The organism is Ochrobactrum sp. BTU1 (assembly GCA_018798825.1).
Lineage (GTDB): Bacteria > Pseudomonadota > Alphaproteobacteria > Rhizobiales > Rhizobiaceae > Brucella.
Window position 1 is genome coordinate 178,171 of the sequence record CP076356.1, and the last position, 25,900, is coordinate 204,070.

Below are 25,900 nucleotides of genomic sequence, written 5' to 3' on the forward strand. Positions count from 1 at the left end.
TGGGCCCGTTGTTGGTACTGAAGTGATAAGCGTATCGGGCGGAATGCCGATCTGAGTGCCGATAAAGGCAAGGATTTCTTGCGGGAGAAACTCGCCGACGTCAGCGCCTGACAGGGATAGCTAAGCGCGCAGAGCTGTAGAGCAAACCCGAGCCGATCGTCCGGCCTACGCCGTTCACGTGTTCCCGATCGTCGTCGGCCAGTGTGTAATGGTGAGCAGCGACAATTCGTCGGTGGGCAAATCGAGCAGTGCCGAGCGCTGACGCTCGGCGAGCCCCTTTAATGTTCAGAGGCTATTTAGAGCCGTATATTTTGGTTGATAATCAATATTTTCCGTATATTATGCGGCAATGGATGATATTGACCGAAAAATCATTGATTTATTGTCGTCGGATGCCCGGCGTTCGCTAGCCGATATTGGCGGTATCGTGGACCTATCGCCTTCCAGCGTGAACGAGCGCATCCGTCGCTTAACCTCCTCGGGTGCCATCCGGCGTTTCACGGTGGACGTGGAACCGGCTGCGATCGGGCTTGAAACACTCGTTTTCATATGGGTCGCGTTGCGTGAAGATGCCGATGAGGCGGCTTTTCGCCACTACGCCGCGACGACGCCGGCAATACTGGAATGCCACCATGTCACGGGCGGTTGGTCGTATCTTATCAAGCTCCGGGTCAGCACCACGCCAGAAATCGAGCTGTTTCTGACCGACCTCAAGGCGCGGAAGTTTCTTGGCCGAAGCGAAACAGTGATCGCCCTCTCGTCCCCGGTTGCAGGGGCTTTCGTGTTCAAGGATACCCGCTGATGGAACCGCTGCTCTTTATCAAAAGCCTGTTCCTCGGGCTGGCCATTGCTGCACCTCTCGGACCGATAGGGGCGCTTTGCATCAACCGGACGCTGGAACGAGGATTTGTCGCCGGTGTTGCCGGGGGCCTAGGCACGGCGCTGGCAGATGGGGTCTATGCGGCGCTGGCCGCATTAGGCTTCGCGGCGTTTTCCAATGTTCTAGGCATAATCGATATGCCGCTTAGACTGGTGGGCGGCGCTTTTATGCTGTGGCTCGGCTGGAAGAGCATGAGACCAAGCCCACCCCGGACAGCGGCCAAGATTTCCGCGCGCGATCTGATCGGCACCACCGCTGCGACTTTTCTGTTGACGATTACGAACCCTATGACGATCATTTCGTTCGCAGCTCTTTTCGCCGGTCTTGGGCTGGCGTCCGGAACCGGACCCGCAGATGCTATTCTCGTCGTCTCCGGGGTGTTTGTCGGGTCCATGCTGTGGTGGAGCGTCCTCAGTGGTGGAGTTGCGCTTGCCAGGCATCGTCTGCCCGAAACATTTGCTGGATGGGTCTCGCGCCTCTCCGGTCTCGTCCTGATCGCGTTTGGTCTTTGGGCGATAGGCTCGGCCGTTCTCTGAGGCACGATAGCTTGCCAAACCTATGGTGCTGTCGCGCAATTCCTGATTTTCTCATCAAGACAGGCCAGCAGACGGCCCGGAATCCGCGCCACTGCGAACGTCGTGCAGGTTCAGGATTTCGGCAACGAAGGAAGTTGATGAACGGTTTTACTAACGCCCGGCTCCTTAATACCAAGGCAAAGATTCAATGTGGAGGCGTCATGAGCATCCGAACAATCAACAAGGCATTCGGTCTTACCGCACTAATCTTCTCCATCGAGCCCCTTCTTCTTTGTGGCGCTTCAACACGACCACGTTAGGCACCAGATGCCGTGTTAGAACGGCCGTTCCACCTCATCAGCTTCGAGGATCGGCTTTACGGCGCCAGCGCTCAGCAAATTTGGAAAGTGCCGCAAATCACGATCGCTTTAAGTTTTTCTCTTGGCCGGAAGCTGGACGGAGCTGTGCAAGCGCGACTACACGCTTGGCCACTTCGCTGCAGCTCGCTGTTATCGGGTGATTGATTTCGCACTACACGAAAAGGGCCCGGCGACGAGCTGGGCTAGCCATGCAGCGCCCGGCGAAGTACTGGAGATCGAGGGGGCGAATTGCCATCATGCAGTGTGATGTTGAAAACCTGCCGCGAGAGATGGGAAGGCCATCGCTATCCGGCCCAGAAGATATATGAACAAAGCCATCGAACAAGACCATCGAGCAAAGGACGTAAGAGAGCATTGGGTACTGTTTTGATGCTCCGATTGAAACAGTAATTTGCCGCTAGGTCGCGAAGGCCTGGGTTCGAAATTGGCGATGGTCCACTACAGTCAGATGTTCTCGATGAAGTAGAAATAGATTGGCAATCAGGCCATGGACTGAGACGAACCGTTGCATTGCCGCGCTGACTGGAAACGCATCATCCGCCGCTCCCGTCCTCGCACGGGAAGATGTGAATTCTCTCCTCGATTGTGGAGGACTTTGCGCGAGCGATGTCGGACGCCGGGCATAATCTCCTGCTTGGCTCCAGTATCGTAGCATATTGGTCACCAGCACCCGTGTCCTGACGCCTTGGCTTTTCAGCAACTTTTCGGTCAGTCGGAGAGCAGCCTTGCTGTTTCTGCGCGATTGCATAAGCGCATCAGGAACGTAGCTTTGGCGTCATCGAGGCGCCACAGCCAATATTTCTTCTCCTTGATCGGCACAATCATTTCATCCTTGTGCCATTTATCGGCAAAATTGCCTCGCGACTGCCGCTTGACCTCTTAGGCAAATTGACCACCGAACTTTATGGCCCGCTGGGAAACGGTTTGAAACGAGACGTCAGTGCCACGTTCGGCCAACAGATCACGAAGGCTGAGTGAAAATCGATAATAGAACTAGACCGCATGGGCGATGATCTCAGCTGAAAAGCGATGACGCTTGTAACGGTGGTCGAGGCTGTTGTCATGGCAACCCAATACCATGCAGATCAAAACTGATCGGTTAAGGCGGCGCCGCCGGCAAGGGCCGCCTGGCTATCGCGAATGCCCGGGCGCTCATACGCAACAGCACGTGCGGCCGCTTCTTCTCCGTGGTCGATCTGGTAAATCGACTTGGAACGGAAAAGTGCAACGGCAAGCAAGGTCGAATGTAATCGCGCGGGCGCGATACTTATAATCTCCCACGTTCTATAGACTTGACAGTTTTCCATTTCCGGCTCTACCTTTGAATTCACGCTCAAGCTTAATGCTGAAGCGAGGGGAGGAATTCATGACTAAAGGTTCAATTGTTAATGGGCTGGGTCTAGGTTCAATTTCGCGACGCCAGTTTCTAACGTCCAGTGCGGCTGCAGCAGGGGCACTGCTTCTGCCGTCCCTACCGTCTTTTGCAGCGGACAAGCCCAAAGTCGGGCTTGTCATGAAGTCGCTTGCAAACGAGTTTTTCAAGCAAATGCAGGCCGGTGCTGAAGATTACGCAGCCAAGAATACGGACAAGTTTACCTTTGCCGCTGTTGGCATGAAAGACGAACGTGATTTCGCTGCCCAGGTCGATGCGGTGGAAAACTTCATCACGCAGCAGTTTAATGTGATCGTTCTGGCACCGGCCGATTCCAAGGCTATGGTCACACCGGTGAAGAAGGCGCTGGAAGCCGGCATCAAGGTCATTAATATCGACGTGGCGCTTGATGAAGAGGCGAAGAAGCAGGCCGGTGTTGATCTGGCATTTTTCGGACCCGACAATCGCGAAGGCGCAAAGCTGTCCGGCATGGCGCTTGCCAAGGAGCTTGGCAAGGGCGGCAAGGTAGTTATCCTCGAAGGTAATCCCGAGGCCGACAATGCCAAGGAGCGCAAGAAGGGTTTTGATGATGCTGTGGCCGAAGGCGGCCTGACTCTGCTGGATTCCAAGACCGCACATTGGGAGACGGAAGAAGCCAACACGCTCATGACGAATTTCCTTACACAATATCAGGATATTCAAGGTGTTATGGCAGCTAACGACTCCATGGCGCTTGGCGTTGTAAAGGCGCTCGATGCTGCGGGTAAGTCAGGTCAGATCAAGGTCGTCGGTTTTGACAATATTCCCGCTGTCCAGCCGCTGATCAAGGACGGCAAAATGCTGGCCACAATCGACCAGTTCGGCGCGCAGATGGCGGCAATGGGCATCGATTATGGCCTGAAGGAACTGGCGGGAGAAAAATTCTCAGGTTGGGTCAAGACGGATATCAAGCTGATTACCGCCAAGGACCTCTAGGAACTCGCAAGATAGCGAGGTCGCATCGGATGCACTCCTTTGCGGCCTTCCGTCACTTGGACAGGCAGGAGCTGTGATGCAGTCAGCCGACGCGATCTTGAGGCTTGAAAACGTCGGCAAAGTCTTTCCGGGCGTGGTCGCTCTGGACGGTATCAATCTGCAACTGTTGCGCGGCGAAACGCATATTGTTCTCGGTGAAAACGGCGCGGGCAAGTCAACGCTTATCAAACTGCTTGCAGGTATCTATCAACCCGACGCTGGCGAGATCGTCCTGAATGATCAGCCCTATCGGCCCAAGACGCCGCATGACGCGCAAGTCCAGGGCATTCGTATTGTTCATCAGGAACTCAATTTACTTCCACACCTTTCCATAGCGGAAAACCTGATGCTGGAAAGGCTTCCGCGACGTTACGGCATCGTGGATCGGACTTCACTCAACAGTCGCGCCGCTGAATTGCTGGACGAGGTTGGGCTGGGGTTGGATCCCAGCACACTTGTTTCCGAATTGGGCATCGCGCAAATGCAATTGGTCGAAATTGCAAAGGCGCTTGGCTATGATAGCAAACTTCTGGTCCTCGATGAGCCGACGGCGACACTGACACCGCCCGAAATTGAACGGCTCTTTGCCATCATTGGGAGACTGAAGGTCAGGGGTGTGACCATTATCTATATCTCACACCGCTTGCACGAAGTCTTTGAAATTGGCGATCGCGTCACGGTTTTGCGCAACGGTCGTCTGGTTGAAACGCGCACATTGGAGGGGCTGAGCGTACCCCATCTGGTCCGCATGATGATTGGCCGGGATATTGCAGACGAATACAGCTTCGATTCGAATATCGTGCCGGGTTCGGTTGCCCTCGAGGTTGAAAACGTTACGCGAGCGAAACTGACCACTGCAGTCTCCTTTTCAGTGCGTGAGGGTGAAATTCTGGGAGTGGCAGGTCTGGTAGGGGCGGGCCGCACGGAGATCATGCGTGCGATCTTCGGTGCCGATCCCAAAGACGGGGGACAAATCCGAGTGTATGGCACGCCGGTAAATATTCGTAATCCAAAAGATGCCGTGAGAAATGGACTTGGTTTCCTGACCGAAGATCGTAAGGGGCAGGGGCTGATGCTGGATATGCCTGTAGACGTAAATGCGACGATCACCGATTTGAAGAAAATCTCCCATGGCGGATTGCTGAACAAAAGCGAAGAAAAGAAATCCGTTACCGAACTGGTCGAGCGATTGCGGATCAAAACGGCTTCCATCGGCACTGCGGTGCGCAATTTGTCTGGTGGTAACCAGCAAAAAGTGGTGCTTGCAAAATGGCTGTTTCGCGGTTCCTCAACTTTGATACTGGATGAACCGACGCGAGGCGTCGATGTCGGTGCCAGACGCGAAATTTATCAACTACTTTGGATGCTGGCCGCAAGTCGAAAAGCGATCATCATGATCTCTTCTGATTTGCCTGAACTCATTGGCATGTGTCACCGCATTATCGTGTTCTCCAACGGCAAGCTGGTAGGAGAACTGCCTCGGTCGCAATTTGATCAGGAGCGTATTCTCTCGCTTGCATATCAGGAGCATGTTCAATGACCGCGAAGCCACCTGTGCCCGATAAATCCGCAGTAGCAGACCACCAGAAGTTGAAACGCTTCCTGCTACGTGATGCTGGTGTTTTTCTGGCTCTTCTACTGATCACACTGGTATTTTCTTTTACCGCACCTTATTTCGCCACGCCCGGCAACGCGTTGAAGATTTTCGTCCAGATCGCGATCAATACGGTTCTTGCGGCAGGTATGACTTTTGTCATCTTGACCGGCGGCATTGATCTCTCCGTTGGCTCGGTGCTCGCGCTTTGCACGGTCGTAGGTGCGCTCATCATGACATCAGGTCTTGAACCCGGATTATCGATACCGCTTGCCGCTCTGGCTTGCATCGCAGTTGGTGGGTTTTGCGGCTACATAAACGGTAAGGTATCGACCTTCTGGAAGATCCCGTCCTTCATTGTTACGCTCGGTATGTTGAATATTGCCGCTGGTGCAGCGCGTGTGGTGTCCAACAACTCGACCATTACGGGACTGCCGCAAGGCTTCGTCGATTTCGGAAATCTGATCATCGGCGGTTTTTTGCCCTCAATTTTTCTGGTGGCAGTGGCCGTCATTTTTGTGGGCTGGTTCATTCTGCGGTTTACTGTTTTTGGGCGCATGATCTATGCTGTGGGGGCCAATGATGAGGCAGTCCGTCTGTCAGGGCATAATCCCGACACGTATAAGATTGCTGCATTTGTCATCTCGGGCGTCACTGCAGGTATCGCCGCAATCGTCTATTTGCTGCGTTTGAATATTGGCAGCCCGATCGCCGGTACCGGCTACGAACTAAACGCAATTGCGGCGGTCATTATCGGTGGGACAAGTCTTTTTGGGGGAAAAGGCTCCATCGTAGGTACACTCGCGGGCGCCTGTATTCTACAGGTTCTGGCGACCGGGCTGCAATTGCTTGGCATCGGCGATAATTACAAGCCGATCATTATTGGCGCCGTGATCATACTTGCTGTGATTGTCGATACCTATCGTGAAAAACTGCTGCAGCGCATCCACTGATGCGCCGACCAAGGCGAGACGAAAGCTATGTGGTGAAAGGAAGAGGTGGCGCTGCACGTATCGCTGTTTGACCTCGGTAGAGGAGGCGAGACCTGCTCGCAGAGCGGCCAAAGAACTTGAAATCGCGCTCGATCTCGCTGAGAGGCCACGAAGGCCTGCGGCAATTGCAGCCCGTTTCACAAACCAGGCCACCTCATGTCGTTCAGCCACGCCGCACGCATTGCAGGAAATGGTCTTGTAAGTCTTCAAACTGCAATCGAAATACAAAAAGCCGGCTTATCCGGGGAGAAAGTTGTCGTCAGGATGAGTTGAACTGCTGTCTCCCCGCGAGTTGACTAGAAGCGAGGCGCCTGCATGTTCGATTTGCAAGTTTTCCCCTAACCGCCGACTTCCGTGCACAGACGATATCGCTGTCCATCACCAATTTAGCGCAAGGTAACACCGGATTCGCTCGCTATGCTCGATCATCGACACTACTCGCTTTGAGTGATAACTCATGCGAACAACCAAAGATGCGGTCGAGTATTTGTGGGATTTGAGGCTTGCTAATGACTGATATCCGCCCAATCCATGCACAAGTGAACCGGTCACCCGGGTTGCCGGAGATAGCGATCGCAGTCGGTATTTATGTTCTCGGCATTAGCTTTCTGGGATACTGGTTACTACTTCAACCCGACGATAAAGCCGTCTTTCGCATATTGTTACTGCTGCTATTTTTGAGATGAACATATACTGTGCTTAATCGATATTTCTTCTATTTATAATTCTGCGCAAGATTGTTTGAAATAGCTGAGACTTGGTATTTAGCCCCAGCTTAATGAAAGCCCGTTTGCGATGGGTCTTGACGGTCTCTTCGGAAATTTTGAGCTGCACGGCGATCTGGCGCGCGTCGTTGCCATTCAAATCAAGTAACAGAACTTCCTGTTCTCGGTTCGAGAGCGCGCCCCGAGACAGGCCGTCAAGCGCGCTTTGCAATATATTATCGTCACTGACATGGCTGAGTTGATGATGTTGCCAAAACCGGGTGTAGAGCGCACTGAGCGTTTGGTTTAGCCCTTTAAGCGTCAAAAGTTCATGTGCCTGAAACGCATTATAACCAGAGCGGTAAAGTGCAATCTGGACCGTTTGTAGGGGGGATAATTTTACGGCAATGGCAAGCTCGGAGCAGCGCTTGGGGAAGCCATGCGTTCGATACCCGATTTCTTCAGCGTCATCGATTTCAATTCCGGTATATTCGGCAAGGGGCTTTTTGACGGATTGGCTACGAGCCAATTGACCCATTGTGTACGTACCGCTCTCAATTCCGATCCGATGATGCTGGTAAAACGGGTTGAGACGATATGTTGTCCTCCGATAGCTATCGACGAACCTGCTGTCCACGAGATGGCCGATGTCGTCGTCCAGAATATAGACCAATTGATCGCCGGAATAGATGTACATTGCCGTAGCATCAGCCTGAACCAACCGGTTGAGTGCTCTCATCGCAAGGCGTGGATATTCTGGATTGTCGATCGCCGAGATCATTTCAGCGACTACAGAATCTTGGGTTTTGTTCGTTCCACTATGCTGCATTTTCATCATTGTATCTATGCTCATTGCCCGCCGACGATCTGTCCCCCCTAGGGGTGATACCGGCGCGAATTTTCGCAGTGTAACCGTTTGCCAGCAGTACTCAAGACTGTTGTAGGAAACGGGAGGTTCCAAACATGATGAAGCGTGCAAGCCTACTCGCAAGTGTCATTTCGATATTCGCGGGTACAGCTTATGCAAGTGATTTGAACGTGGCATCTGTCACGGCAAATGTGCCATTTGAATTTGAGGATGCCTCCGGCAATCTCGTGGGCTTTGAGGTTGATCTGGTTAACCTTATTGGCGAACGCACTGGCAAGAAAATCAACTACACACAGATGCCATTCAACAGCATATTCGCGACGGTGCAGTCCGGCCGGGCTGATATTGCTATTGGCACCGTCACGATCACAGCTAAGCGTCTGGAATCTGTTGCATTCACGCAGCCATATTACGATGCTGACGCCTGTTTGACGACGAGTTCGAACGGCGATGTGAAAAGCCTCAAGGACTTGAGCGGAAAAGTTTTGGCTGTCGTAACCGGAACGACCGGTGAAATGTGGGCAACCGAAAACAAAGACAAGTACGGTATCACCGAAATCAATCGCTACGACGGTGTGAGCGAGCCTATGCTCGATATTGCCACCGGACGCGTGGCTGCTTTTGTGCATGATTGCCCAATTGACGCATATTACATAAAGGATAAGCCACAATACGCTATTGTTGACACCATTCCGACGAACGAACAGTTCGCTATCATGCTGGCGAAAGACAGTCCGCTGCTTCCTGAACTAAACGCTGTTATCAGCAAGTTGAAAGAGGACGGCGAGATCGCCCGCATTCATGAAAAATGGTTTGGCAATCCGCCGAGCAAAGATTCGAGCACAGTCGGCGTGCGTCCAATCCCAGGCAAATAATCGATTGTTGATCAGTGAGCTGCCGGCGGGTTCTCCGGCAGTTTCTCCTGACGAGTAAATCGTCATCCACTATTTAGATGTTTGGACCCGCCTATGGATTTCTACACGACGTTTCTGAACTTTGAGGTTCTAAAGAACGCTGCCCCGTTAATGTTGCAGGGCTTCGGGCTGACAGCACTACTCGGTATAACGAGCTTGATTGCTTCGATCATTCTCGGGCTCATTCTAGTACTGATAAGGATGTATGCGCCAACACCTATAAGAATCTTTGCGATTGCTTACATTGATGTCTTCAGGGCAATCCCACTGTTGGTTCTTCTCGTCCTCGTCTATTATGCGCTGCCATTTGTAGGGCTTCGTCTGTCAGCATTCTGGGCCGCGACCACAGCGATTTCACTGGTTGCATCTGCATATATGGCTGAAACTTTCCGGGCTGGTATTGAGGCAGTTCCCCGCGGGCAGTTTGAAGCAGCGCATGCTCTTGGCTTTTCGTGGCCGCGGCTGATGGTGGATATCATTCTACCTCAAGCAATGCGCCTTGTTGTGCCCCCGGCAACCGGTGTTGCAGTTGGTCTGATCAAAGATACGGCCCTTGCTTCAGTTGTCGCACTGCCAGATTTGCTGAAGCAGGCAACACAGGCGCAGGCATTTTACGCCAATCCCTCACCGCTTGTTGGCGCTGCTTTGCTATACCTGCTGATGCTCATCCCGTTGGTGCGTGTCGTCAGCATGTTGGAAAAGCGGCAGAAGAAACGTCGTTAGCGGTTGCTTGGGAGCAAAAATTATGAGTAACGAAAAACCGAACAAACAGAGCTCCGAGACACTGATCGAAATCTCTGCTTTGGAAAAATACTACGGTAAATTCCACGCATTGAAGAATGTTAACCTCTCCGTACGACGTGGTGAGGTGGTTGGAATTATCGGTTCATCCGGTTCCGGCAAATCGACGCTTATTCGATGCATTAATCTTCTTGAGACGTTCAGCTCAGGTTCAATCGTCGTTGATGGTGTTCCAGTTCGCGAAGGCAAAGAGCTTGTGAAAGTTCGTGCAGAAGTCGGTATGGTCTTCCAGCAGTTCAATCTATTTCCGCATATGACGGCGTTGCGCAATGTTGCTATTGCTCCGGTTCGAGTGCGCGGCTGCAGTTGGGCCGAGGCGGAAGAAAGAGCCCACCAGCTTTTGCAGCGTGTTGGCCTCGCAGAGCATGTTCATAAATTTCCGGATCAGCTTTCCGGCGGACAGCAGCAACGCGTCGCAATAGCACGTGCACTTGCTATGGAGCCGGAAGTGCTCTTGTTTGATGAGCCGACATCGGCGCTCGACCCCGAGATGGTTGGGGAAGTCCTAGATGTGATTCAGAGTCTTGCGCGCACTGGTGTGACAATGCTCGTTGTGACCCATGAAATGTCATTTGCACGTCGTATCTCGGACCGTATCATCTTCATGGAAAAAGGCGAAATCATCGAGCAGAACGCACCCGATGCCTTTTTCGATAATCCGCAAACCGAGCGTGCGCGGTTTTTCCTGAATTCAATTGTCCATGCCTGAGTGCTTTCCGTCCTGATACAAGAAAGGACAACTAATGTTGCTGAAACAAATGTTACCGACACAATCGCGCGATGCAGTTCGCTCTCTGTCCAGCTCGCAAATCAGAGAAGTGGCCAACAGTGCCATGGGCCGCAAGGATGTGCTTCCATTCTGGTTCGGTGAAACCGACCAGCCAACGGCGGCGTTCATCCGGGACGCGGCAGCAAAGTCGCTTTCAGCAGGCGAAACATTCTACGCCCAAAATCTCGGCCGCCCGTATTTGCGTAAGGCTATCGCCGAGTACATGTCCGATCTACATGGGCGCGTCGTTGAGACTGATCGCATCAGCGTGGTTGGCTCCGGCGTCACGGGTCTTGGAGTCGTATCGCAACTGATGCTTTCTCCGGGCGATCGGGTAGTTGTTATCACCCCGCTTTGGCCGAATATCACCGAAATTCCTCGCATTGCAGGTGCCTATGTCGAGCGTGTTTCACTTGATGTGAAGGACGGAAAATGGTCGCTTGATCTTGATCGGCTGCTGTGTGCACTGACATCTGAGACAAAAATGCTGATCGTGAATTCGCCGAATAACCCGACCGGGTGGACGATCTCCGATGAGCAGATTGATGCAATCGCTACGCATTGTAGAAGGCTTGGAATCTGGGTAGTTGCCGATGAAGTTTACGAACGTTTGATCTACGACCCTGTGGCTCGGTCGGCGCCCAGCTTTCTACGTCATATGAACGCGGATGAACGGCTTATCTCTGTCAATAGTTTCTCCAAAGCCTGGTCTATGACCGGTTGGCGCGCCGGTTGGATAACGGCTCCTGTCACGATGGCTGACGATCTTGCAAAGCTGATCGAATATAACTTCTCCTGTGTTTTTGAACCGATACAACGAGCCGCGACGGTTGCGCTTCAGCAAGGTGAGGCAGAGATCGCAAATCTGCGTTCCCGGTTGGCGCGAACCCGCAATCTGCTGGTATCGGGTTTGCTTGATATACCCGGTGTCGACGTCCCCGAAGCTGGCGGAGCCATGTATGTCTTTTTCCGAATTGCGGGACATTCGGATTCCGTTGAAACAGCCAAACGCCTCGTTTCCCACGCAAGACTTGGACTAGCACCAGGGTCTGCATTTGGGCCGGAGGGCAATGGGTGGCTGCGCTGGTGTCATGCAGTTTCGGATGAAGCTCGCTTGATGGACGGTGTCAGTCGTCTTGCAAAATTTCTCCAGCGCTAAGCGTGATCGTGGCCCGACAAGAGGGCGCTTCTCGACGTATTTTTTTCAAAGGGTTTAGCTGCAGGAAAGCTCTATGTCTCTTCAGGACTTTTTTAAAAACGGAACCTTTGTAGGGCGGGTCTGGCGTGAGGATGTTGAGGGACCAGCTGTTGTGGCGATACGCAACGGTAAGGTTGTAGATATCACCAGCACTGTTGTACCAACAATGCGTGATCTTCTCGAAATGGGCGATCCGGCAGCCTATGTCGCTCACTCGGTTGGTGAGCCCATTGCGGATATAACAGACCTGCTCAATTGCGGGTCTGATGGACGGATCCACTTGCTGGCCCCAATTGACCTTCAATCGGTGAAAGCTTGTGGGGTTACATTCGCCCGTTCGATGATTGAGCGTGTCATTGAAGAACGTGCCGCCGGTAATCCCAAATTGGCGTCGCGTATCCGTGGTCGCATTGCCTCGGTTATTGGCGAAAGCTTGTGCGATCTAAAAGCCGGTTCTGCAGCGGCAGAGCAGGTCAAGGCGGCATTGATTGAAGAAGGTTTGTGGTCACAATACCTCGAAGTCGGCATTGGGCCGGATGCGGAAGTGTTCTCTAAAGCACAGGTCCTATCGTCTGTCGGACATGGTGCTGATGTCGGGTTGCATCCTGCTTCCAAGTGGAACAATCCTGAACCTGAAGTTGTGCTGGCGGTAAACAGTCAGGGGCGAATTGTCGGGGCGACGTTGGGCAATGACGTCAACCTGCGCGACATAGAGGGACGGTCAGCGCTTCTTCTGGGCAAGGCGAAAGACAATAATGCTTCGTGTTCGATAGGTCCACTGCTGCGGCTGTTTGATGAAACTTACGATCTCGATGATGTGCGTGCTGCCGAGTTGACACTGACCGTTGAAGGCGACGATGGCTTTTTACTTCGCGGGCATAGCTCAATGAAAGAGATCAGCCGCGATCCGGTTGATCTGGTCTTACAAACAATTGGTGCGCATCATCAATATCCGGATGGTCTGGTTTTGTTTATGGGAACTCTGTTCGCACCAACAGAAGATCGAGGTGAAGTTGGGCAGGGCTTTACACATCATGTTGGTGACATTGTATCGATTTCCAACGAGCACTTGGGCACGTTGAGAAACCGGGTAAAACTATCAACAGACTGTCCTCCATGGGCGTTTGGTGCGTCCCATCTCATGCGCAATCTGGCTGGAAGAGGATTACTCTGACGCACCAGTCTTACCGATGGGAATGAGCTGGAAAGAGCATCACGCAAACTATGCCAGTAAGGGTGTTAAACGCTTGGCTCAATCAATCTAAGGGAGAGAAAAAAGATGAAATTTGTCAGATTTGGAGGCGTTGGTGCTGAAAAGCCGGGTGTTGTGGATGAAAATGGCTCCATTCGCGATCTTTCATCTATTCTAGGTGATATCTCCGGCAAAGAGCTTACAACGATCAAATCGAAGCTTGCAGGAATCGAGATCGAGAACCTGCCTCTTGCACCTGAGGGTGCGCGACTGGGATCATGCATCACCGGCGTTGGAAATTTCATTGCTGTTGGTCTGAATTACGCTGACCATGCAGCAGAAAGTGGAATGCCGATACCCACTGAGCCTGTTTTGTTCAACAAGGCACCTTCATGCATTGCTGGCCCGAATGATACCGTGCTTATTCCGCGTGGATCGCAAAAGACAGACTGGGAAGTCGAACTTGCAATCGTTATCGGCAAAACTGCATCCTATGTCACCGAGGATGAAGCAGCAGAATATATTGCCGGCTATTGTGTTTGTAATGATGTTTCGGAGCGGTCGTACCAGCTAGAGCGTGGCGGAACCTGGACGAAAGGTAAAGGATGTCCAACCTTCGGTCCGTTAGGACCGTGGCTTGTTACACCTGATGAGATTGCAGACATTAATGCCCTTGCAATGACGCTCGACGTCAATGGTGAGCGTGTTCAAAACGGTTCAACTGGTACGATGATTTTCAAAGTTCCTTTCATCGTCTCCTATATTTCGCAATTCATGAAGCTGGAACCGGGTGATGTGATTACGACGGGCACTCCCCCCGGCGTTGGGATGGGTATGAAACCACCACGCTATCTTCAGCCGGGCGATATAATGCGTGTTGAGATCGAGGGATTGGGCGTGCAGAACCAGGTCACAGCTGCAGCCTGAATTTACTGTTATACGCAGGGGGATAGAGATGAATCGGATCGATATGAATGGGAAGCGCGTCATCATAACGGGTGGCGCGCAAGGGATCGGTTTTGCAATCGCTGAGCGTTTGGTAAAATCAGGTGCTGTTGTTGCGATCTGGGATCTGAATGCCGGCGAGGCAGAAAGAGCGGCCAAAAGGCTCTCTGCTGAATGTATCGCTTTTGGCGTCGACGTTGCAGACGGGACCAGCGTGGAGAATGCCACAACGCAAACCATTGCAGTGCTTTCAACTGTTGATGGCCTGGTCAATAGTGCCGGTATCACCGGCCCAGTCAAGCCGCTCGTCGACTATGATCAGAACGAATGGAACAAAGTGTTAGCTGTCAATCTAACTGGCACATTTAACTGTTGCCGTGCAATTGTTCCACTGATGGCTGCGAATAATTACGGGCGTATCGTCAATATAGCGTCTGTCGCTGGTAAAGAGGGAAACCCTAATCTCGCTGCCTATAGTGCGGCAAAAGCTGGTGTGATTGGCCTAACGAAATCGCTCGGTAAAGAGCTGGCAAAAACTGGCATTGCAGTCAATTGCATCACGCCAACCACTGCAAAAACACCAATCCTCGACGGTCTTACACCAGAGTTTATTGAATACATGCGCGTGCGCATACCGCGGGACCGATTTGTTGAGCTGAACGAAGTCGCATCCATGGTTGCATGGATGTTGTCGGAAGAAAATTCTTACACCACAGCCGCAACATTTGATCTTAGTGGTGGCAGAACCACCTATTGAGACAATTCGTTTTCAGGTAGAACACTGACGGAGACCTCGACGTGTCTAACAATCTCGACGGAAAGATCGTTCTCATTACCGCGTCGGCACAAGGCATAGGACATGCAAGTGCCCGCGCTTTCGCAGCAGCCGGTGCCACGGTATATGCGACCGATGTCAATATTGATGCACTGAAGAATTTTGAAGACGCTGGGCGCATCATCACCAGAAAGCTTGATGTACTCAATGAGGCGGCGGTCGTTTCATTGGTAAACGAGATCGGCATAGTGGATGTGTTGTTTAACTGTGCGGGCTGTGTTCATGGCGGTTCTATTTTAGATATGCGTGATGAAGAGCTTGATTTGGCAATTGATCTCAACATTCGGTCAATGATCCGTACCATTCGAGCTGTCCTGCCGGGTATGCTCGCGCGTCAAGACGGTGCGATCATCAATATGTCGTCTGTCGCCTCAAGCGTCAAAGGCGTTCCTAACCGCTTTGCCTATGGTTTGACAAAAGCGGGTGTCATAGGGCTGACAAAATCAGTGGCCGCAGATTATGTTTCAGCGGGTATCCGTTGTAATGCTATATGCCCCGGCACAGTAGATAGTCCGTCCTTGCAACAACGGCTTCGGGATCACGGCGACTATGAAAAGGCACGGTCTGCGTTTATCGCGAGACAGCCAATTGGACGAATTGGGCAGCCGAAAGAAATCGCTGATTTGGCTGTTTATCTCGCCGGTGCGACCTACACCACCGGACAAGCCTATAACATTGATGGTGGCTGGACGATTTGACAGGAAACTACGCGGAGAATATCTGCCTTCCGTTATACAAAAATAGATCAATCGATAGCGCTCTGATAACACATTTCTGGCAAGATAGCTTCCTGCACCGCGTTGGTGATCGGATGGTACTCAATGGCATTCTGTCGCGCTTCCGCACCGGGTCATCATGGTTAGAAACCCCTGAGCGCTATGTTGTTACAACGACCTGCTGCAACTGGTCTATTCGAGGGCGTCGTGCCGTGGATCTGGCGTCTTTTGTGTCAAGTCCTTAGCGACAGCTCTGATCCGTTTCCCTGGGCTGAACCTGCTGCAGTTGGTGCAACTTCTTAACGTTGGACTAAATTCACTTCGTCTGAAATCTGAACCGCTTCAGCGAATGCGCAAGGCCATGCTTGTGCTGACGCAACGCGTGTTTTCCCCGACGTCTCGTCTCCTCGCGGCCGCTACGCTGCAAAACACGCTCAACCAAACCTTGGCGCATCCGCTTTATCAGCTGTTCGACCGATCTCTTACGAAGGGAATAGTCCCTTCGGTTAAGGAGTAAGACAATGTCTGCAATCGGTTACGTCACCTACAAAGAAAACGGCACCTACGAAGGTTTCTTGCGCACTCTAACCATCGACGCTCCCATCAAGCTGGTGCCCATCACAAAGACCAGCGAGAAATCGCCGGACTATCGTATCCTGTCAAACCGTGCCGAAGTAGGTGCTGCCTGGATCCGAACAGTCAAATCAACAGGTAACACCTATATCGCGCTGATGATCGATACACCTGAGCTCGCCCGCCGCATCCACGCCAATCTTGGACCGACTACCGGCCAGGATGATCCCAATACCTTCACCATCATCTGGAACCGCCCAGGAACCATACGGTAAACACTTAAGCCCGCCGAAAGGCGGGCTAGCATCTTTCGACAGGCGAAGATAAATATAAAATTCAAGGTCGTGCGCGCAGCAGCACGCATTATCACCGCACTACTGATTGACCGGAGCCAATGGGCCGATAGGAGGTCTTTGATCGGAGTCTTTCGCTGGCGTGTGTTTGGCATTCGCTATCAGATTGAATTTTGTAGCTGCCAATTCATATTGAGCAGCCTTTCTGAACAAAGCCCCCAACAATTTGCCATTTGATTTTGGACGTGTTCCTATTCAATCTGGGTCAGTTTTATTGATTACTTTATGCAATTTTCAATCAGATTTAATGGAGAGAATTACGGACACAAAAAACGGACGCGGAGGCAGTTTCTTCGGAATTGGGGCTGATGGACTCCAATCCCGTCGGTATCTCCACACGGCAGAGCAATATTTTCTCCTTTCTCTGCAACAATGCCGGCCTCTAGCGCTTCTGCGCCGGATTTTTGTGCCTTTCTCAGAAAGGGCAACATGACGAGTACAACCTTATGCTTGCGCATAGAGTTCATGCAGAAGCAAGTGGTGGAGCTATGTAAGCGCGCTGAGACTATTGAACAGGTAAACGAGGTCTTCAAAATCGCGAGCGAGCTGATTGAGCTCACCAATCGGTTCGACGCAATGAGCTTTGCGCTTTATGAAATGGTGCTCGAGCGACGAACCGAGTTGCAGAAACAGCAACGTCGGGTGGAAGCGGCCTCTGGCAAGCATAATCCTCAGCGTGTCGCACGTAAGCGAATTCTCGCTGCTGCAGGCGCGTTGCCACCCCACATCAGTTGTATTTTTACTGAAGGTGAACAAGCCGTACTCTACATCATAGTCTCCGATATCCAGAAGACCGGTAAATGCTGCCGCACCAACAAGGAAATCGGTGATCTCGCAGGCGTAGGGCTCACAACTGCCCGCAATGCATTGCGGAGAGCTCGAGCGCATGGACTGATCACCATCGAGCACCGAGAGCAAGGGCGAGGCAAAAACCTCTCCAATATTATACGGTTGGTCTGCACTGGCTAGAAAAGTTGATTAGAGAAATTCAGGCCAAAACTGGGTCCTGATTAGCGTTCTAAGGGCGCTAGAAAAGCGACGCCCTTAGAGACTTTTGTTACACAAAACACAGCAGAGGCTTTATTCATTTCCATGGCACTCGTTCTGCCGCAAATTTAATGCGTGCTTATTACAAGTCTTGTTACTTCTGAAAACTCTCCGCAATTATTTGATGTGAGAGCTGGAGATAAAATTGGCAACCGCGGTTAGGTCGGCTTTTTTGCCGTTGCAAATGTGCTTGAACGCAAGAGTAAGCAGGACTGCCAGAGATTGCTGGCAATGAGTTCAGGTTTTCCGGAATGGAAGCGGCTATGCTATCGGGCTTCAGCGCTTAAAATGAAATGCTGGGCACGATAGCGTGGCGGCAGGCGCCCGGCATCACACGATACCCATTAATCTTTAGCCTATCGTCTACGAGCAAGGCTTTCTTGCCATTTTCATAGCGAGATCAAAGAAGGTTCGTCAGTGTCGTGAGTTCCTCGTTTCAATCGGATTTTTAAGGGCTTAGGGCATCCGCCCTCAGCGCGCTTCGGATTGGTTTCCGCCCAGCTTCGCTCGCTTTGCTCTCTGCAGCTGGTTCCCCGCGAAACCACCCCTCCGCTTGCACACCCGCTGTTCGCCACGAGGCAAGAGGTACAGCAGCGCGATGCTGCTGACCCCTTTAGGGGACAGAACTTAAAAGCGGAGAAAGCCTATGACTATCTGCACTCATACAGCCAGTTTCGACAATGCCCGCGCGATGCGGGAGGACGAAATGTTTAAAACTGCACCGTCTGTTTTTGCCCTCACTGCCCATGAAAGCCGCTCACACCGCTTTCAGCCAATCCCGACAATCGAAATCCTGCGTGCCCTCACCAAAGAGGGCTTTGTGCCGGTCGGAGCAAAGCAATCGCGCAGTCGGATTGAAGGCAAAGCCGAGTTTACCAAACACCTCATTCGCCTGCGCCGTATCGATGACGGTAATAGCTACAGCGTCGGTGACAATATCTGTGAAATCCTTCTCAAGAACGCCAATGACGGAACAAGCGCTTATGAATTGATGGCAGGGCTGTTTCGCATTCGCTGCATGAATTCACTTGTGGCCCAAGTGGGCACAATTGAAGCGATCAAGGTTCGCCATTCAGGCGATGTGACGGGCAAGGTGATAGAGGGCACATATAGCGTATTAAATGAAGCCGAAAAGGTTCTCGCCGCCCCGCAGGACTGGTCAGCTATTCATTTGAACCGAGATGAGCAGGCGATCTTTGCCGATGCCGCCCACATGCTGCGTTTTGGCAATGCAGAGGGCGTAACCCATACACCCATCAAACCCGCTCAACTTCTCATCCCGCGCCGCCATGATGACAAGGCAAACGATCTGTGGACGGTTTTTAACACTGTGCAAGAAAACTGCTTAAAGGGCGGATTACGTGGCATTAGCCGTGACGCATGCGGCCGCCCGCGCCGTGTGAAGTCCCGTGCTGTTAATGGCATCGATCAGGATATCAGGCTGAACAAAGCACTGTGGACGCTGTCGCAGAAGATGGCGGAGCTCAAAGCGTAACAGCAAGCAAGACGGCCGCAGGCAACGAAGGCCCGTCAGAAATGCCCGATGCGCCCCAATGCACGCAATCGGCACCATCGCAAATTTCGTATTTGAAAGTGAGAGCAGCAGCACTGAGCCAGCCAGTGCTATCGTGGAGGATGAGCCACCGCGACCGAGGCAACGGCTTTGCTTTCAATTCGGAGGCTAATACAATGTGGTTTATACCACTGAGTGTTACCCTTACTTTGAAAAAAACCCGGACCAGCTGGTTACTGACGATCCGGGTCAATTTCATTAAGTAAGGAAACGGAAGGCAGTGTTAAAGCTGCCTTCCACTCCGGAAACAGTCTAACAAAATCGAGCCCCGAATGAAATCCCAATGTTTTGCATTGCCGCGCACGTGCGCCGGCAGTGGCAAACAGCCCGGATCGACCGGCCGATTTGCCAGATGAGAGAGGCTTTACCACCTCTCAAACTCACCCATGCGCAAAGAGTATGACCCTTTTCTTTGCCTACTCTTCATGAACGAACTGTTTCACTACTCCAAACCAAAGCTAATCCTCTCCTGGGAATTGGAGGCGCAAAGGACACTGGCAAAGCAGAGGATTATGACGCGCCAGCGAACGAGCTGATCGGTGCATCCCGGCACAGGCCTCGGTGTCTTAAGGCCTTTGATATGCACTCAGAGCGTCGTCCGGTATAGAGTTTCTCTTTTCCTTGTTTTAGTCGAATTTCAAGGGCTTAGGGCATCTGCCCTCAGCGCGCTTCTGATTGGTTTCCGCCCAGCTTCGCTCGCTTTGCTCTCTGCAGCTGGTTCCCCGCGAAACCACCCCTCCGCTTGCACACCCTCTGTTCGCCACGAGGCAAGAGGTACAGCAGCGCAGAGCTGCTGACCTCTAAAGAGGGACAGGCAAAGGAAAAGGCGGAAGCAAACCCATGACCATCTGCACTGAGACTGCCCATTGGACCCGCGCGATGCGTGAGGACGAAATGCTTAAAACTGCACTGTCAGTTTTTGCTCTCACTGCCCATGAAAGCCGCTCACACCGCTTTCAGCCAATTCCGACAATCGAAATCCTGCGTGCGCTCACCAAAGAGGGTTTTGTGCCGGTCGGAGCAAAACAATCGCGCGGGCAATGAAGGCCTGACAGAAATGGCCGATGCGCCCCAATGCACGCAATCGGCGCCGTCGTAAATTTCGTATTTGAAAGCGAGAGCAGCAGCACTGAACCAGCCAGTGCTATCGTGGAGGATGAGCCACCGCGACCGAGGCAACGGCTTTGCTTTCAATTCGGAGGTGTATGCAATGTGGTTTTTACCCCTTAGCATCACCCTAGAAATGAAAAGAACCCGCACGAGCTGGTCACTTGTTTTGCGGGTTCGATTCATAACCTAGGAAATAGGGAGGTGGGCGAAAGCCTGCCTTCCACTCCGAAGACAGTCTAACAAAATCGAGCCCCGAATGAAATCCCAATGTTTTGTGTTGCAATGCATGTGCTTCGGCGGTGACAAACAGCCCGGATCGACCGGCCGGTTTGCCAGATGAGAAGGATGCGCTGCGTTGTCACGAAAATAACGGCCGCCGATTATTGTCAATGCCTCGTGATCATTGCCAGTCAATAGTGCAACATTCTTTCAACGAAACCACGCATCTTTGTAATCAATGCAATAGCGCTATTGTGCCTTACCCACTTTCGGATACCTCCATAGATTTACAGGGTAACAGACAAGCACCAGTTTGCCAGTCTGACTTCGGCCGAGAATATAAATCATCAATCATTTGTCGTTGATTGTTTGCTGCCTGTCCGCGCGACTAACGCAAACGCTGACGAGCGTTACCAGACCGGCGCAAGAAAGTGTTTTCAGATTACGAACGATAGCGTTCTTCCAGTTCGTTCAACGCAGGAGTTGTAAGATGGTCTAGTGCTGCAATGACAGGTGCACGCAACAGATAACCATCGGAACGAATATTGAGCGGATCTTTAATGTTCCGAATATCATCGATTGTGGATTGCCTGAATTTCAACATCACACGTTTTGATGGGCTACTGCGTGGCGGAAACGTCGTGACAGTGAGATCGAGCGCCTGGTCGTCGAAACGTCTGGCAATGAGCAGCAGCATATCTTCTAAGCTGCAACCGACTTTCGCCGTGATCTGCAATGCAAGCTCGTAGTCTGTGATCTTAAAAGCGAAGGTGAATGGCATGCTGATGAATGCGATTTTAGCAGCATGTTTTGACAAGCTTGCAGCCGAAGCATTGAAAGCGCGTTTTGGGTCAGTCATCGGGGAGGGGGGAGGAAGTGCTACAGCGCGAGCCACTTCAAATTTGTCTTTGAGACTGGTTTCAGGCTTTTTGAGATTAGTCATTGCAGGGCCTCGATGCTTCTCAGTGTGCTGCCGGCAATACGCAAATCTGTTTGCAACGCCTTGCGCACAAACGGATTACTGACCACATTCTCCTCCTGCAATTCGCGAATAAAGATGATGCCCTGATCAAGCGTGTCATAGCCGTTTCGAGCTGGAATGTAGAAGTCCGCCAGCATCTCGTCTTCATGGATCGTGTTGAGAATTGTCTTTTGCCGATTGGTAAGACGTGTGTTTTGGGCCCAGTCGTTGAGTAGCAGAGCTGCTTTCGGGGCGGCCACGCCCTTTGCTTGCAGTGCATCGCGCAGTTGTATGTAGAGCGTTACGGTTGCCAGCTGCGATTCATATTCTTTGACACTGGGTCGGAAGGGGATAATCACCCTATCTGCAACGCTGAGAGCAAAGCGGGTCAATTCCTCGTGCTGTCCGGCCGTATCGATAATGATGTAATCGATGGCATCTGCTTCCGCCTGCTCGAAAGCCGCTAAAAGTGAGCTTTCATCATGCGCTATTTTGCATTGAAAGCGCGTGTGGAGGTCCGGATATTTTTGCATCACCCTACGGTGATACATTGCGGATGAACCCTGATGATCGGTTTCAATGAGGAGAGCGGTTGTCTCATCGGAAGCTGCAAGTGCTGCATTTATAAGGAGCCAGGAGATGGTTGACTTGCCCACTCCTCCCTTTTGGCCAGCTAGTACGATTTTCAACATTATCCATTCCAAGCAATACGGAAGAAGCGCTCATAAAAATTGATGGCTGAGCACCCAGTGAGATTGAATAAGCAGTCTGGTCATCGAAAAAAGGATCGTACGACAATAATGGTAGATCCAGATCCTGTTTGTTGTTCTGATAACGGTAAACAGGTGAACGCTTTGCCGAAACGGCAATATGTTGTGTTAAATAATTCGCGGAACAAAAAGTGCGATGTAAATTGTGTGAAAATGTTCGGTTATTTGAGCATTTAAACATCTAAACAGTTGTACACCCATACAGTTGAGCGATCAGACCGTTAGCTAACATGTTGTCAGATCACACTACCTGCCATGTGCCCGGATAAAGGATTCTGACGTCAGAAGTTCGGTGCTGTGCCCAGCCGTTGGCTGGGCTTGGGTGGAGCCGGACCGCGTCTTTATTGAACGCCGTAGGTTCGGCGGAGCCCATCTAGTAAAAGCTTTGGTACTAAGCATGGTTTGTCCTCTCCTTTACAGTTTTAGCTCACTCTTAGTTGGCGATGTGTCGTCTGGGGGAGGATGATAAAGATGGGGTCTAAGATTGGGCTGTGAAGCAGGAAATGTAACTTGTCAGCGCTACACTCGACAAACCACCCATCTCGCCGGCTTAGCCGCGATGAAACGATTGCGATTGTGCGGGATCATAAGGCGGGTTTGAGCATCGCAGCTACCGCTCGCAAGCACAGTGTTGCGCGCTCAACGGTCTATAGGGCTTTGGAGAGTGGTCAGCCTTCACGCGCGGGCGCGGCATACGCGGTGCGGGTGTATTCACGCCTGTCAGCAGAAGACTATGCGGCGCTGAAAGCGGTTGCAGAATTGCGTGGGCAGACTGTTTCTGCCCTCTCGCGCAGTGTGCTGCGTCGGGCAGCGGGGTTCTTTGATGCGGATACTGAGATCGCAAAGGCCGCTGTGGGGCTATCGAGGGAGCTTAAAAGGATTGGTAGCAATCTCAATCAGGTGGCTTATCAAATCAATCGCGAGGCGCTTTTGCAAGGTAGAACAGCCCCACAGCCACAATATCTGGCCGAAATCCGCGCCATGCAACGCACTTTTCTCGTAGCAGCTGACAAGGTTGACGCCTTGCTTGTCCGTGCCGGGCAACGTCGCTTAACAACTGTGGCGCAGCTGATTGGCACGGAAGAAGAGGGCAAATGATGTGTTCTGCCAGCGTGTTTGTGACCAATCGTTATGAGTATTTCAAGAATGTCGGCGGTTTGAGCCATGCCCCGTGTTTTTCACGCGTTGGTTTTAAGGCTGCCAGCGACATGTCGCGCTATGCCCGCAATGTGCAACGCCTGCCACAGGTGATGTTTCGCACGGTTAGGAGCGGCTATTGCAGCGGCTATATAGGGTTGTCGGCACAACTCAATTATGTGCTCGGGAAAGCTCAACGGGTGATTGATCCGAGCGGGGAGTTTGATGGTGAGGATCATATTGCGCGCAAAGACACTCAGGGTCTGGCGTCGCGTTGGGCCGATAGCTGGAAGAAAACGGCACACGACGGCAAACACACGATGCACCTGGTAGCAAGCTTTCCGCACGGAACGTCCCAGAGTGCTGTAGAGGGCATAATCTATGATACCTGCGACGAGCTATTATCGCAGGGGCGTAACCGGTTTGACTATATCGCGGCCATTCACACCGATACCAACAATCCGCATGGTCATATCATCGTCAATCGCCGCAATGGGGAAGGTGAATGGTTCTATCTCGCGCGCGATCATGAGTTCACATACGATCTGTTCAAAGACACACTTGTTAAACACGCGCGCTCTTATGGCGTGGAGCTGAACAACTCGTCGCGTCTGTCACGAGGGCTTGGTGATTATGCGTTGGACAGCAATCCAAAAGAGGCAATGCGTGGGCTTGAAGGCGCTGTTCTCGATTATGGTTCAGCCGCCTATAGGTATCAGGAGAGCGGATCTGACAGTTTTTATGTGACGCTACAAACCCGCTTCGGAGCGCGCACCATTTGGGGAGTGGGTCTGGCAGCAGTGCTGGAAGATAGCGGAGCCACGCGCGGTGATAAGATCCGTATTCGTCATGAAGGCAAAAAGCCGGTCGAAGTTCTGGCGCAGGACGGCAAGATCATCACCACCCACCGCAATGACTGGCGCATTGATTTTGCCGGTGAGGAATACGGAACATTTTGTCGCCCTGAAACTGAAACATCGACAGAAAAGGAAGAAACCATCGCTGATAGACGGCGTAGCCTCGTATTGCAGGAGGCTAGCCGTTATCGCCGGTTTGCAGAGTTTTGCAAGGGAGCACAGATCGCGTTGAGCCTGGCGTTTCAGGCGGCGAGTGAGGCGCTACACAATGGGCAGACAATTGATGATTTGAGACATGTTCAGGAGGATTTTATGAACGCAGATGTAAATTTAAGTGAAGCGGATATTGTCCGGGACAGTGAAGCATTGCTTTCAAGCATTGAACAGGCACGTGACCAGCTCAATGCTGTGTGGGAGCATCTGCCGAACATACCGGATGCCGAGCGCCCGCAAATCGAGGAACGCTATTTCAGTGCAGTCGGTGACATGGACCGGTTACTTGTCGGTGAGCGGCGACGCGAGTTTATCGAGAAAGCAGCGGATTCCGTTTATGCAGATGAACATCGTCATAAACTGGCGCACAAAATGCCCGCACGCACTTTACAGCGGCTGCAGCAATATGGGGTTTCGTGCGACGAGTTTACCGCGCGCACCAATGTTGCGACTTGTTCCTATGCGCTTGAATCTCACTGGATCGAACGGGATATTCAGGCGATCGGGCAGCACTTGAACATTGATACGCATACAGAAGAAGGGCGCGAAGAAGCGATGCGCCTAGCGGCGGATCTGCACAGCGAGATTATTGATGACGTCTCTGAAAATGAAAGCCTGACAGTCCAAGATTGGCAACAGCTTAGCGCATTGCGCCAGCAATTCTATGAAGCCGGCGTCCGTAACACGTCTAATACAGATCAAGAATGGGAAGGGGATCATAATTCCTTCAGTCCGAACGTAAAGCGGGAATGGCCTGATCGATATGAGGCCGAGAAAAATGCTTTCGATGAATATGCTCAAAAATCACCACTGCATGCTGAACTTGTCTCCCTAGCGCTGGAAATTGAAGCTCACGCTGAAAACCATCGCTATATGGAACCAAAATCTTATGTTGCGCGGGAAGACCGGCATACTCTCACTGATCTTGCCGGCCAATATGGCGTCGACTTAACTACAGTGAGCGGGCGGGTAAACGGCCTGCAAGCCATTGAAGCGCATTATTTTGGAACGTTGGACAGGGATACGCTGCAAGAAATCCGCGATCTGGCAAAGAAGGACACGCTGAATATCAATGAGAGTAAGCAAATCATCGAGGGCTTGAATGAAGTGCTTGGTAAAAATGGCATGGACGAGATCCACCGCGTCCATACTGAAGTGTTCAGGGAAGCGGGTTTTGACATCGATAGTCGCGAAGCCCTGCAGATGATGTCTGTCTATTCGTCCGCCATGAAACAAGAAGGTTATATCACCCAAGCTTTGGATCAGGCCATCGCCACGAAAACAGAACTGCTGGACACCCGCGCCGAACTCGCGGCGCTGCGTGAAGAACGCGCGATTGGCGACAAAGCCTTGGAAGAGGAATTGAACGAACGCGACAGTTACGGGCTTTAACCTCTA

At 51.9% G+C, this 25,900-nt stretch carries 24 protein-coding genes and 1 pseudogene; 20 read left to right on the plus strand and 5 right to left on the minus strand.

Annotation, left to right across the window (positions count from 1 at the left end; translation table 11 throughout):
- Positions 1–349 precede the first annotated feature (349 nt).
- From KMS41_20000 to KMS41_20010, 3 genes are all read left to right on the plus strand, one after another.
- On the plus strand, positions 350–802 hold the full coding sequence (locus tag KMS41_20000) for an Lrp/AsnC family transcriptional regulator (protein QWK80856.1): 453 nt from the start codon (positions 350–352) through the stop codon (positions 800–802).
- Positions 802–1,416, plus strand: coding sequence for a LysE family translocator (locus KMS41_20005; GenBank protein QWK80857.1), 615 nt, complete (start codon positions 802–804; stop codon positions 1,414–1,416). Before KMS41_20000 ends, KMS41_20005 begins: the two co-directional genes overlap by 1 nt.
- A 420-nt stretch (positions 1,417–1,836) precedes the next feature.
- Complete coding sequence (locus tag KMS41_20010) at positions 1,837–2,022, plus strand: siderophore-interacting protein (protein QWK80858.1); 186 nt, start codon at positions 1,837–1,839, stop codon at positions 2,020–2,022.
- 150 nt (positions 2,023–2,172) lie between these two features.
- On the opposite strand, the pseudogene KMS41_20015 reads toward KMS41_20010, so the two are convergent.
- A pseudogene (locus tag KMS41_20015) lies at positions 2,173–2,855 on the minus strand (IS6 family transposase).
- 5 nt (positions 2,856–2,860) lie between these two features.
- Complete coding sequence (locus KMS41_20020; protein ID QWK80859.1) at positions 2,861–3,082, minus strand: hypothetical protein; 222 nt, start codon at positions 3,080–3,082, stop codon at positions 2,861–2,863.
- Between the two features lie 59 nt (positions 3,083–3,141).
- Between KMS41_20020 and KMS41_20025 the strand changes: the two genes are divergently transcribed.
- The 3 genes from KMS41_20025 to KMS41_20035 all read left to right on the plus strand — a co-directional run bounded on the left by KMS41_20025 (position 3,142) and on the right by KMS41_20035 (position 6,708).
- Positions 3,142–4,122 (plus strand): sugar ABC transporter substrate-binding protein, encoded by a 981-nt coding sequence (locus KMS41_20025; GenBank protein QWK80860.1) that lies wholly within the window; start codon positions 3,142–3,144, stop codon positions 4,120–4,122.
- Between the two features lie 76 nt (positions 4,123–4,198).
- On the plus strand, positions 4,199–5,701 hold the full coding sequence (locus KMS41_20030; GenBank protein QWK80861.1) for a sugar ABC transporter ATP-binding protein: 1,503 nt from the start codon (positions 4,199–4,201) through the stop codon (positions 5,699–5,701).
- Complete coding sequence (locus KMS41_20035; protein ID QWK80862.1) at positions 5,698–6,708, plus strand: ABC transporter permease; 1,011 nt, start codon at positions 5,698–5,700, stop codon at positions 6,706–6,708. The genes KMS41_20030 and KMS41_20035 overlap by 4 nt, the downstream gene beginning before the upstream one ends.
- A gap of 738 nt (positions 6,709–7,446) precedes the next feature.
- On the opposite strand, the gene KMS41_20040 is transcribed toward KMS41_20035, so the two are convergent.
- On the minus strand, positions 7,447–8,289 hold the full coding sequence (locus tag KMS41_20040; protein QWK80863.1) for a LuxR C-terminal-related transcriptional regulator: 843 nt from the start codon (positions 8,287–8,289) through the stop codon (positions 7,447–7,449).
- 125 nt (positions 8,290–8,414) lie between these two features.
- On the opposite strand from KMS41_20040, the gene KMS41_20045 reads away from it, so the two are divergent.
- From KMS41_20045 to KMS41_20100, 12 genes are all read left to right on the plus strand, one after another.
- Positions 8,415–9,194, plus strand: a complete 780-nt coding sequence (locus KMS41_20045; protein QWK80864.1) for a transporter substrate-binding domain-containing protein — start codon at positions 8,415–8,417, stop codon at positions 9,192–9,194.
- Between the two features lie 93 nt (positions 9,195–9,287).
- Positions 9,288–9,956, plus strand: a complete 669-nt coding sequence (locus KMS41_20050) for an amino acid ABC transporter permease (GenBank protein QWK80865.1) — start codon at positions 9,288–9,290, stop codon at positions 9,954–9,956.
- A gap of 61 nt (positions 9,957–10,017) precedes the next feature.
- Positions 10,018–10,743 (plus strand): amino acid ABC transporter ATP-binding protein, encoded by a 726-nt coding sequence (locus tag KMS41_20055; protein QWK81131.1) that lies wholly within the window; start codon positions 10,018–10,020, stop codon positions 10,741–10,743.
- 49 nt (positions 10,744–10,792) lie between these two features.
- A complete protein-coding gene (locus KMS41_20060; protein QWK81132.1) occupies positions 10,793–11,962 on the plus strand; it encodes a pyridoxal phosphate-dependent aminotransferase in 1,170 nt (389 codons plus the stop codon).
- A 73-nt stretch (positions 11,963–12,035) separates the two neighbouring features.
- The gene (locus tag KMS41_20065) at positions 12,036–13,175 is read left to right on the plus strand and encodes a fumarylacetoacetate hydrolase family protein (GenBank protein ID QWK80866.1); all 1,140 of its coding nucleotides are present in this window, start codon (positions 12,036–12,038) and stop codon (positions 13,173–13,175) included.
- A gap of 105 nt (positions 13,176–13,280) precedes the next feature.
- Positions 13,281–14,120: a fumarylacetoacetate hydrolase family protein gene (locus tag KMS41_20070; protein ID QWK80867.1), complete on the plus strand. Its 840-nt coding sequence runs from the start codon at positions 13,281–13,283 to the stop codon at positions 14,118–14,120.
- A 28-nt stretch (positions 14,121–14,148) separates the two neighbouring features.
- Positions 14,149–14,895, plus strand: a complete 747-nt coding sequence (locus KMS41_20075; GenBank protein QWK80868.1) for an SDR family oxidoreductase — start codon at positions 14,149–14,151, stop codon at positions 14,893–14,895.
- A gap of 41 nt (positions 14,896–14,936) precedes the next feature.
- Positions 14,937–15,671 (plus strand): SDR family oxidoreductase, encoded by a 735-nt coding sequence (locus tag KMS41_20080; protein ID QWK80869.1) that lies wholly within the window; start codon positions 14,937–14,939, stop codon positions 15,669–15,671.
- A gap of 539 nt (positions 15,672–16,210) precedes the next feature.
- Positions 16,211–16,537 carry a DUF736 domain-containing protein gene (locus KMS41_20085; GenBank protein ID QWK80870.1) on the plus strand — a complete coding sequence of 109 codons (327 nt, stop codon included), beginning with the start codon at positions 16,211–16,213 and terminating at the stop codon, positions 16,535–16,537.
- A 507-nt stretch (positions 16,538–17,044) separates the two neighbouring features.
- A complete protein-coding gene (locus tag KMS41_20090; protein ID QWK80871.1) occupies positions 17,045–17,584 on the plus strand; it encodes a hypothetical protein in 540 nt (179 codons plus the stop codon).
- A gap of 724 nt (positions 17,585–18,308) precedes the next feature.
- Entirely contained in the window at positions 18,309–19,157 is an 849-nt protein-coding gene (locus tag KMS41_20095) for a DUF945 domain-containing protein (protein ID QWK80872.1), read from the plus strand.
- Positions 19,158–20,075: 918 nt separating this feature from the next.
- Complete coding sequence (locus KMS41_20100) at positions 20,076–20,279, plus strand: hypothetical protein (protein QWK80873.1); 204 nt, start codon at positions 20,076–20,078, stop codon at positions 20,277–20,279.
- A 727-nt stretch (positions 20,280–21,006) separates the two neighbouring features.
- On the opposite strand, the gene KMS41_20105 is transcribed toward KMS41_20100, so the two are convergent.
- Both KMS41_20105 and KMS41_20110 read right to left on the minus strand, forming a co-directional pair.
- Positions 21,007–21,507: a hypothetical protein gene (locus tag KMS41_20105; protein ID QWK80874.1), complete on the minus strand. Its 501-nt coding sequence runs from the start codon at positions 21,505–21,507 to the stop codon at positions 21,007–21,009.
- Entirely contained in the window at positions 21,504–22,217 is a 714-nt protein-coding gene (locus KMS41_20110; protein QWK80875.1) for a ParA family protein, read from the minus strand. Before KMS41_20110 ends, KMS41_20105 begins: the two co-directional genes overlap by 4 nt.
- Positions 22,218–22,805: 588 nt before the next feature.
- Here KMS41_20110 and mobC point away from each other — a divergent pair.
- Positions 22,806–23,393 carry a plasmid mobilization relaxosome protein MobC gene (gene mobC, locus KMS41_20115; GenBank protein QWK80876.1) on the plus strand — a complete coding sequence of 196 codons (588 nt, stop codon included), beginning with the start codon at positions 22,806–22,808 and terminating at the stop codon, positions 23,391–23,393.
- Positions 23,390–25,894, plus strand: a complete 2,505-nt coding sequence (locus tag KMS41_20120) for a relaxase/mobilization nuclease domain-containing protein (protein ID QWK80877.1) — start codon at positions 23,390–23,392, stop codon at positions 25,892–25,894. Before mobC ends, KMS41_20120 begins: the two co-directional genes overlap by 4 nt.
- Positions 25,895–25,900 lie beyond the last annotated feature (6 nt).